The 8,566-nt window shown below is 65.9% G+C and carries 9 protein-coding genes and 1 pseudogene; 4 read left to right on the forward strand and 6 right to left on the reverse strand.

Annotated elements, in window-relative coordinates:
- Positions 1-5: 5 nt before the first annotated feature.
- Positions 6-923, reverse strand: a complete 918-nt coding sequence (locus BMF89_RS03780) for an alpha/beta hydrolase (protein WP_078105733.1) — start codon at positions 921-923, stop codon at positions 6-8.
- Between the two features lie 83 nt (positions 924-1,006).
- Here BMF89_RS03780 and BMF89_RS03785 point away from each other — a divergent pair, with 83 nt between their 5' ends.
- Positions 1,007-1,879, forward strand: coding sequence for an SGNH/GDSL hydrolase family protein (locus tag BMF89_RS03785; RefSeq protein ID WP_078105734.1), 873 nt, complete (start codon positions 1,007-1,009; stop codon positions 1,877-1,879).
- A 22-nt stretch (positions 1,880-1,901) separates the two neighbouring features.
- On the opposite strand, the gene BMF89_RS22575 is transcribed toward BMF89_RS03785, so the two are convergent.
- Positions 1,902-2,030, reverse strand: a complete 129-nt coding sequence (locus BMF89_RS22575; RefSeq protein WP_290439665.1) for a hypothetical protein — start codon at positions 2,028-2,030, stop codon at positions 1,902-1,904.
- A gap of 329 nt (positions 2,031-2,359) precedes the next feature.
- Here BMF89_RS22575 and BMF89_RS03790 point away from each other — a divergent pair, with 329 nt between their 5' ends.
- On the forward strand, positions 2,360-2,833 hold the full coding sequence (locus BMF89_RS03790) for a DUF805 domain-containing protein (protein WP_078105735.1): 474 nt from the start codon (positions 2,360-2,362) through the stop codon (positions 2,831-2,833).
- Positions 2,834-2,978: 145 nt separating this feature from the next.
- Positions 2,979-3,173 (forward strand): annotated as a pseudogene (locus tag BMF89_RS03795) (pentapeptide repeat-containing protein); the annotation flags it as partial.
- A gap of 86 nt (positions 3,174-3,259) precedes the next feature.
- Here BMF89_RS03795 and BMF89_RS03800 read toward each other — a convergent pair.
- The 4 genes from BMF89_RS03800 to BMF89_RS03815 form a co-directional block, all read right to left on the reverse strand.
- The gene (locus BMF89_RS03800; protein WP_078105736.1) at positions 3,260-4,300 is read right to left on the reverse strand and encodes a hypothetical protein; all 1,041 of its coding nucleotides are present in this window, start codon (positions 4,298-4,300) and stop codon (positions 3,260-3,262) included.
- A 147-nt stretch (positions 4,301-4,447) separates the two neighbouring features.
- Complete coding sequence (locus tag BMF89_RS03805; RefSeq protein ID WP_078105737.1) at positions 4,448-5,275, reverse strand: glycosyltransferase; 828 nt, start codon at positions 5,273-5,275, stop codon at positions 4,448-4,450.
- Complete coding sequence (locus tag BMF89_RS03810) at positions 5,262-6,656, reverse strand: bifunctional PIG-L family deacetylase/class I SAM-dependent methyltransferase (RefSeq protein ID WP_078105738.1); 1,395 nt, start codon at positions 6,654-6,656, stop codon at positions 5,262-5,264. Before BMF89_RS03810 ends, BMF89_RS03805 begins: the two co-directional genes overlap by 14 nt.
- On the reverse strand, positions 6,650-7,735 hold the full coding sequence (locus BMF89_RS03815) for an acyl-CoA dehydrogenase family protein (protein ID WP_366214756.1): 1,086 nt from the start codon (positions 7,733-7,735) through the stop codon (positions 6,650-6,652). The genes BMF89_RS03810 and BMF89_RS03815 overlap by 7 nt, the downstream gene beginning before the upstream one ends.
- Before the next feature lie 171 nt (positions 7,736-7,906).
- Between BMF89_RS03815 and BMF89_RS03820 the strand changes: the two genes are divergently transcribed.
- Complete coding sequence (locus tag BMF89_RS03820) at positions 7,907-8,332, forward strand: hypothetical protein (protein ID WP_216353782.1); 426 nt, start codon at positions 7,907-7,909, stop codon at positions 8,330-8,332.
- The last annotated feature ends 234 nt before the right edge of the window (positions 8,333-8,566 follow it).

Raw genomic sequence — 8,566 nt, forward strand, 5'->3', positions numbered from 1 at the left:
ACGATTCAGTCTGCTTGGCTTAGCCGAGCTCGAAGCCAGGCGTCGATGCGTTCGAGGGCGGCTAGTGCCATGGGCGTCGCATGTCCGGTGAATCCATGAGGGGATGCGGGATAAACACGCAGGTCGACCTCGACACCGGCTTCAGACATCCGCGAGGCCATGGCGAGATTGTCTTCCAAAAGGATGTCGTCGCGGCCAACCACGATAAGGATCGGCGGCAGCCCAGCAAGGTCGGCGAAGAGCGGTGAAAGGTCGGGGTGGGCGCGATCCGGAGCAGTCCCGGCATACGCGTCAAGAAAATACTCGTCGGCGATCAGGCGCCCGGCCTCCGTCTTCGCGGCGAGGTCATAGGTGCCGAACTGCAGCACGCCGCCGCTGAAGGCCGTGACCCCGCGATCGCGCAACCGGACAAGCGTGGAAACCGCCAGCGTTGAACCGGCAGAGAAGCCACCGACAGCGAGTTTCGCGGTACCAAAACGGCTTTCGGCCTGCTCGACCAGCCACAGCGCTGCCGTCTCGCAGTCGTCGGGTGCGGACGGCCACGGGTGCTCGGGGGCAAGCCGGTAATCCACGCTGACTACGGCAACACCCAATGCGTCGGCAAGCCGCCTGTTGCGAACATCGCTTCCAGCGGCTGAGCCCATGTAGAAGCCGCCGCCGGGGATTTCCAGGAACACTCCCGCCACCGGTGAACTGACCGGACTGTGGATCCGCACCGGAACGCTTCGGCCAAGCGCACTTGCCTGCTCTATGACTGGCTGTGGATCACACTCCGCAGGTGCTGGCGCGCCAGCCCGGAATGCGAGGAGCTCTTCCAGACTCCCCGGGCCGCGGCCGGCCGGCCGGTGGGCGTAGAAAGCGCGGGTTTCATCGACGAGTGACCACAGTTCAGGATCGATCCGCGATGATAATTCGAAGCTCATTGGATAACCCTAGGATGCGCATCCGGCGCGCGGCCAAGGTCCACGCCGTGGCGCGTTCGGCCCGTTAGGAGCAGTATGGAGGGATGAACGCTCCCAGCGCCGATGGTCCGGCGCAGGGTGGCTCCGTAGGTCCGGGGGCCCGCCTGCACCCCTGGAGCCGTTATGTGGCCCTGGGTGATTCCTTCACCGAAGGGGTAGGAGATCCGGAGCCCCGCAGCCCGGGCGGCCTGCGAGGCTGGGCGGACCGGGTCGCGGAAGAACTGAGCGCCGGACACGAAGATTTTGCTTACGCGAATCTGGCGGTCCGTGGCAGGTTGCTCCATCAGATCCTGGACGAGCAGGTTGGCCCCGCGCTGGCCCTGCAGCCGGATCTGATCACGCTCAATGCCGGCGGCAATGATTTGATCTTCCGTAGAACCGATCCCGACAAACTCGCCGCCCGGATGGATGCCGGAGTGCAGCTCCTGGCCTCCACCGGTGCGACGGTCGTCCTGTTCGCCGGCCCGGACTGGGGCGCTACGCCCGTGCTGGGCCGGACCCGCGCCAAGGTGGCCATCTTCAACGAGAACCTACGGACGATTGCGGCCCGCCACGATGCGGTCATCGCCGATCTCTGGGCACTGCGTCAACTCACCCACCCACGGATGTGGGATCCGGACCGGCTCCACTTCTCTCCCCTGGGTCAGCACACCATCGCCATCATGGTGCTCGATACCCTCAACGTTCCGCACACCTTGGAGCCGATGACTCCGAAAGCGTTGCCGGGACGCAGCTGGCGCGAAGCACGGGCGGACGACATTATCTGGGCGCGGTACCACTTGTTCCCGTGGGTCCTGCAACGCCTCAAACAAGGAATCTCCGACGACGGGCGGCACGCAAAGCGACCGGATCCCGGCCCCGTGTTTGGCGCCTGGATGCCGCCGGGAACATTCGTGGGTAACGATCCGCCAAACTGACGGCGATCTCGGAGGTTCCAGATCAACCCCGGAGGCTCCCGCTCAACGGGGCGCCTACGGACTCGATGTCCGGGCGTGGCATATCGGGGAACCGCTCGGACAGGTTGTTGATGACAGCCACAAGGGCCCGCGCTTCGTCTTCCCTAGTCATAGGGCCAAGTTTCCGATCCGGGCGCAGGAAGGTCAACAAAATGACGGCCTAGTCGAAAAAGGATGGCCGGGACTTCGCCGGGATGGCAGGACCATAGCGGTACTGCAGGGGCCGACACGGACGGGAGGCGCTGGAACGCCCACAAGCCCTGGTGCGCGAGTTTCCCAGATGTCTGATTTTCGCCGCCGGCGCGCATGAAAGTGCTTCAACGTTCGAGTGCGATCCATAGTTCCGACACGCCGTACCGAAATTTCATCTGCGGTACAACTTGACGGGCGGTTTGGCCCCCTACGATAAAGCGTCATTACTCGTCTATTTAGGAGATCCATTTGTCGTACCAGCAGCAACAGACCACCCAGTTTGGCAGTGCCGTCCCGCTTTGGGCTCCCTACTACGGTGCACCTATCGGTGAGGCAGCACGCCGGTTCTTCAAGAAGTACGCCACCTTCACCGGACGGGCCAGCCGCAGCGAGTACTGGTGGTGGATGCTTATCTCCATCGTCGTGAGCATCGTTCTGAACATCATCACGTCGGTGGCCGGCTCCACCGGTGCAACCGTCAATGACTCCGGTACCACAGTCCCGGGCCCGGGCATGATGATCGGCGTCATCCTCCTGGTCATCTGGGGACTGGCCGTCATTGTCCCGTCCCTGGCCCTGACTGTCCGCCGCCTCCACGATGTGAACTTCAGCGGCTGGCTGATCCTCATCGGCCTCGTCCCGTTCCTCGGGAGCCTGGCACTGCTCATCTTGACGATCCTGCCGTCCAAGCCCGAAGGCCAGCGGTTCGACGTCCCCGCATAAGTCCACGCCAGAGGACAAGCTGAAGGGCCACTCGCGCGACGCGGTGGCCCTTCGGTGTTTCGATGCAGAAACATCCTCACGACTCACCAAAGGCTGGACGCGCCGACCTTCGTGGCCGTCGACGATCATCTGGAAGCCGGACTGACTCATTGCCGCCGATCTGCGCGACAGTGACTTATCGGGTGCGGATCTGCTCGGTGCAGACTTGCGGGATGCCCGGCTTGACGGCGCTGATCTGTCGAAGGCCCTCTACCTGACACAGCCTCAGCTCAACGCCGCGAGAGGGAGCCGCGCGACTCTTCTCCCCTCCGGCCTGGCAATGCCCCCGCACTGGAACTGAGGATGAGCGCTCAGCGCGGGGCCGGGAACGACGGCGCGGCACCTCCCAAGGAAGGTGCCGCGCGGATTTCGTCTGCGGACGCGAACCTAGTGTGCGCTCGTGAAGAGCAAGCCCTTCGGGTGGATCGAGGACAGACCCGGGACCGGTGTGAGCGATCCGGTCGAAAGGTCCAGCGCCGCGAGGTAGTCCGGGGCGGCATCCGGCGTCACGGTCGAGAGTGCCTGGCCGGCCCCGAACGGGCCGGTGACGGAGAGCACCGTGTTGTGGTCGGGATCGGTGATCCACAGGGTTTGCCGTGACGTCGTCGCGAAGGCGGTGTCGTCGACCTGCTGGCTGAGGTTGAGCACCTGCAGCGACTGCTGCGGGGTCCCGGCGCGGTCGGCGAAGATCAGCTGCTGGTCGCCCTGTGAGGCAAGCGCGAACTGGTTCTTGAAGCGGGGGCTGTCGGCCGGGACCACTGTCGCGGAGTCAGGGTCGGTCAGGGCAAGGGCCGTGGTCCCTGTCGAGCCGGCGTTGGCGACGGTTGCGGTGGCGTTGTCCGTGAAGACCGGGGCCAGGGCGGCTGTCGAGCCGCTCAGCGTTGCCTGGTAGACGGCCGGCCCGGTGGTGTCGGACGGGTTCGAGGCGGTGATGAAGATCTTGCCCTGGTAGATCGTGGCCGTGTCCGTGCCGCCCCCGTGCGTCAGTCCGGTGTAGGCGAAGTCCTTCACGGCGCCAGCGCCGCCGGACGGTGTCACGGTGTGGAAAGCGGAGTTGCCGTCCTCGTTCGTTGTCACCAGCAGCCTTTGGCCTGCCTCGTCAGCGTGCAGCCCGTCGATCTTGCCCGTAATCGTCCAGGACGCGCCCGGGGTTCCGTCGAGGGAGTATTGCTGGATCGTGCTCGCGGTTGCACCGCTCGTGGAGGGTTCGCCCATCGGGCCGACGCCGTTCTGGAAGGCCACATAGATGTTGTTGCCAAGGCGCGTGATGTCATCCGGCTTGCTCTCGCTGCCGACAGCAGCGAAGGACTTGACCGTGTAGGGAGACGCCGGGGCGGCGTTGGCCGGGACGGCGGTGCAGCTCAGGAGGACTGCGGCCGAGAGTACAGCGCCGAACATGAAGGGCTTGCGGGAAGGTCTGATGTCCATGGTTAAGTTCCTCAGTGTCATAGTCGATTCCCCATCGGGGCCATCATCCGGTCACCGCATGGATGCGAGGTAACGCTGGAATGAACGGAGGACGGCCACGCGCTTGGAGACGCTCCCGGAACGCCAGACCATAACGGGCTCAAATACCTAGCTCGTGGCGCTGCTCGCCGCTGCGGTGTCCGGAGGCATGGCCATCGCCTCGCCCAAGCCACGAAGGTAACCGGCGAACCCGTGGAGCGCCCGGCCGTGCAGGCGACTGGAGGTGATGACCCTGAGGGTGTCCGTCGCGACTACGGCGCTGCCGGATCGCCGGAGGCGCGCCGCCAGGATCCGGTCCTCGTGGAGGTGCACTGGCTCAAACCCGCCCACTCTGAGGTAGTGCGAAGCACGGACGCCGAAGTTCGCGCCGAACACATGGGGGTGGTCCTCGGCGAAGCGATGCCTGCGTGCCCACGCGTTGAGCAGGCTCATGTCCAGCTCGCCGGGGTCCGGTTCAACGGTGCCCAGCACGGCGTCCGCCCCGGACTCGGCGAAGTCCACTTGGCCGCAGAGCCAATGCGGTGGAACCACGGAGTCGGCATCGGTATTTGCCAGCCAGATCTGTTCAGGGGCCGTGGTCGTGGCGGCGAGGGCGGCCCGGATGCCGGCCGCCCTGCTGGCCCCGGCGCTGTGCAGCCGAACGTCCAGGAGGCTGAGGCACCCGTCGGAGCCTGCGGCGTCGATGGCGGCATCTCCCGTGCCGTCGTCGCACGCGTCCAACACCACCACGACGCCGATGTCCACGCCGGGGCGCAGCGCGCGCAACTCGGCGGCGGCGCGGCATATGGCGCGGATCGCCGGGGCGATGCGCTCGGCCTCGTTGCGGGCGGGGACCACGACGGCGACATGGGCGATGCTGCCATCGACTGGCCCACCGTGTGCGGACGGGATTCCAGGGAGGGGCCGGTTGCCGCCCTCAAGGCTAGGCGCGGGCATCAGCGCTTCCGGCCGCGGCCGCGATGAACGTCTCAAGGATGAAGGCCTTCTCCCGGTACACCGCGGCGGAAGGCCAGGGCAGCCGCCCCCGCGCGGCCGCATGGACGCTGTCTCCATCCAGTGACCAGCCAGAAATCGGATGGCGCCAATGGCACATCACCAATGTCCCGCCCGGCAGGAGCGAATCCACCGATTTGTCGAGCACGGCGTCCAACTCGGCGCGGCTCAAGTAATACCCCACCTCTGAGATGACGATGAGGTCGAACCGGCCATCGGGCCACTGGGTGGGCACCGTCATGTGCGCCGTCGTTGCCCCTGGGTTATCGGCAAGCCGGGCATCCGCCGAGGCGAGGGCCTGGCTGCTCGCATCCACGCAGAGGAGTTGCTCGCAGCGCTGGGCGAGTTCGGCGCTCAGCACTCCAGTGGAGCAGCCCAGTTCGAGTCCCCGGGCGTAGCGCGGATCGGCCAGCGCCGCCATGGTCAAGTCGCGTTTTCGCTTCTCGTACCAGTTGCTCGAATAATCCCAGGGGTCGCTGGATGCAAGGTGTACGGCGTCGAAAACGCGCTCCGCGTCGGCCGCTGTGTTCCCGCCTGAAGGAGGAGTCCACGCAAAGGTCTCCCACGTCCGGCGGAAATGGTCGACGAAATGCTCCTGCAGGAGTGCTTCGTCACCAGGCCGTCCTGAGAGAGGTTCCATCTGTGAGCGGTGGGCCTGCAAGGCCGCGGACTTGGCTTCCCCGCCGCGCGCCGTCAGTTCCGACCGCACCCAGCTGCGCCATCGCGCGTCAGCTACATTGGCCCAAAGCCAGTACCAGATCGGGTATTCGAGGAGCCCGTGACCCTCCGCTTCGGCGAGTTCCGCGGCAACGGAACCGACGACGTCATGATCGGGGTGGCCGTCCCCCCGCAAAGGCGCCACCAGCACGACGTCGGAGGGCAGGCTCCCGCCAGCGTCCCGGACTGCAGCATTCCGGACGGCAGCCCGCAAGGCGTCGCGGATCGCCGGGCGGTGACGTCCGAGCTGGCCGTCGGGGAGCCGCAGGTTCGTCCAACGGGCGCCCACACCCAACGCGGCCATCGCGTTTTCGAACTCCCGCACCCTGAGCCTTGCCAGCTCGCCAGGGGTGGTGGTCGGAGAGTGCGGGTGCGAGGCCTCGCCCGCGCTGCACAGCACCACTCTGACGGCGGCCCCCAAGTCCACCAGCCGGGTGATGAGGCCACCGGCACCGAGAGTTTCGTCGTCGGGATGGGCAGCGAGCACGACGACGGTTCGGCCGGCCAGTTCGGCATCGTCCAGTGGGAGTTCAGGCAGCAGATCCACCCCCGCCCTCAGCCACTCGTCCTCGGCCGTGCCTGCATCGGCATGTGCAAAAGTCACCATGTGTTTGCGCCCTTCAAGACCAGCGATCCGAGTTGGGCGTCGTCGCGCTGGCCGTGATGTTGCCGGACATAGAGGCGAAGATCGGAAACCCGCTTGGCATGCCGCTCATCCCGGGCAAGCGGGGCCGGACCCAGGTTCTCACCGACGGTGTCCTGGATTCTTTCCACGATCTCAGCAACGTTGCCCCTGATCCGCAAGGCATGCGCCCACGCTCCGTTGCTGTCTTCGCGATCGCCTAAGGTGCCGCCGTCGATCCTGGCCCCCGCGCTGCGGAGCAGCTCGAATCCGGAAGCGAGCAAACGGTCCGCTTCGCCAAGGCCGGAAAGCGCGATCTGGTCCGGTTCCCGGCGTGCAAGGGCGTCCTTGAACGTGCGGACGAGGCCGACGGCGCCGCCCAGCCAGCAAGCGGCGACGCCGATGCCTCCCCAGGCAAAGCCGGGTCGATCGAAATACCAGCCCGGCTCGCCGACCGGGACCGCAGGGACGTCAGCGAAATGCACCGTACCGCTCGGAATTTCGCGGAGGCCGTGGCTAATCCAGAGCGGTTCTTCGACTTTCACTCCCGGGGAGCTCAAGTCCACGGCGAATGCCTGGCGACTGCCCGATTGCGTCTGCGCAGTGACGATTGCGTGGTCGAGATAGCCGGCCAGGGAGCACCAAGGCTTCGAGCCGGACAGCGTCACGCCGGACCCCGCCGGTGTGGATTGCCCGGCATCCCGCGCCTCAAGAACATGCCCCGGCCCCTCGGCGGCGAACACACCCCACGTGCCGTCGAAAAGGGCCTCCTGCCCCGCTTGCTTCAGAATGGCGCCGGCGTCCAGGTGTGGTTCGAAGACGCGCGCAGCAGCAACGTCGACTGCGGCCAGCGACGCCAGGATCTCCCACAGCCGTGCCGTCTCGCCTTCGCCGGGATCCGGCGTCGTCCGTGCTGTCATCTCGGCCAGCGCCAGCAACGCGGGGACGTCGCCTATGCGTTCCTCTGCCTGCGACAACAGTCGCTCGACGTCCTCAGGCAGTGGAGCTTTCCCCAGCCGCACGCCTTTGCTCGTCTTGTCATAGCCCGGGCGGTGCATGTTCATCTCTTCCTCCGCATCACCTCGACCAAACCATTTCCTGCGGTTAATAGTAAGCAGGCTTATTACCAGCCGGCCAACAAGCGCGCCCCGCCCCTAGCGAATTAATCAGCATACTGACTAATCTGGGATTGAAGATGCCGGAACCCCCGGCTCCGCCGGACCTTGGGAGGCATGATGAGTGCGCGCGACGAAATCAGCAAGGCAGCGGAGAACGCCATGGAGGACCTCGCCCGATCGTCAGAACCAAACGACGACGGGCACCTACCCCACCCCGGAAGGCCTGGCGAGCCCATCAAAGTGAACTCCTCGGTCAGCGAGGCCACCAACGCCACAGCAGCCGCACGCGAAGCCGCGGGCGCTGATGGCTCGTCAGTCGACGCACCCTCGCCTGGCCTTCGTGAAGGCAACTCGCAGACCTCTGCCGAGGGTCTGGATTCAGCTGATACTGGCCGGAGCCCCGGGGCGGAAGGCGCCTCTGCAGAAGCTGCCAGGACCCGGGTTCCAGGGCCTGCCGGCCTTCCGGAGCCTGACCCCCAGGACGGGTCGTCCGAGGCCCTCGAATCCGACGAGGATCCTCCTGTCGGCATGGGCAGGGGCTGAGGAAGCCAGAATGCCTTCCCCATCGATCCCGCTGGGCATCTGAGAACTGCGGGTCAACTCGCCGTACCGAAATTCAGACCGTAACCAGTACGTCGAAAGGCCACCGGCACGTCGAAAGGCACGTGCACCAGCACAGGCCAACCCGCGATCCCCTTGCGTGATCGGGGCTTAGACGCTTCGGCCGCGGTTGACGAAGAACATGATCACAGCGACCACAAGCACGATCGGAGCGAT

The organism is Arthrobacter sp. SRS-W-1-2016 (assembly GCF_002009585.1).
Taxonomy (GTDB): domain Bacteria; phylum Actinomycetota; class Actinomycetes; order Actinomycetales; family Micrococcaceae; genus Arthrobacter; species Arthrobacter bambusae_A.

What these genes read in the sequence shown, in the direction of transcription:
- BMF89_RS03780 (WP_078105733.1), bottom strand. Translation starts at nt 923, where the DNA reads ATGAGCTTCGAATTATCATCGCGGATCGATCCTGAACTGTGGTCACTC.
- BMF89_RS03785 (WP_078105734.1), top strand. Translation starts at nt 1,007, where the DNA reads ATGAACGCTCCCAGCGCCGATGGTCCGGCGCAGGGTGGCTCCGTAGGT.
- BMF89_RS22575 (WP_290439665.1), bottom strand. Translation starts at nt 2,030, where the DNA reads ATGACTAGGGAAGACGAAGCGCGGGCCCTTGTGGCTGTCATCAACAAC.
- BMF89_RS03800 (WP_078105736.1), bottom strand. Translation starts at nt 4,300, where the DNA reads ATGGACATCAGACCTTCCCGCAAGCCCTTCATGTTCGGCGCTGTACTC.
- BMF89_RS03805 (WP_078105737.1), bottom strand. Translation starts at nt 5,275, where the DNA reads ATGCCCGCGCCTAGCCTTGAGGGCGGCAACCGGCCCCTCCCTGGAATC.
- BMF89_RS03810 (WP_078105738.1), bottom strand. Translation starts at nt 6,656, where the DNA reads ATGGTGACTTTTGCACATGCCGATGCAGGCACGGCCGAGGACGAGTGG.
- BMF89_RS03815 (WP_366214756.1), bottom strand. Translation starts at nt 7,735, where the DNA reads ATGAACATGCACCGCCCGGGCTATGACAAGACGAGCAAAGGCGTGCGG.
- BMF89_RS03820 (WP_216353782.1), top strand. Translation starts at nt 7,907, where the DNA reads ATGAGTGCGCGCGACGAAATCAGCAAGGCAGCGGAGAACGCCATGGAG.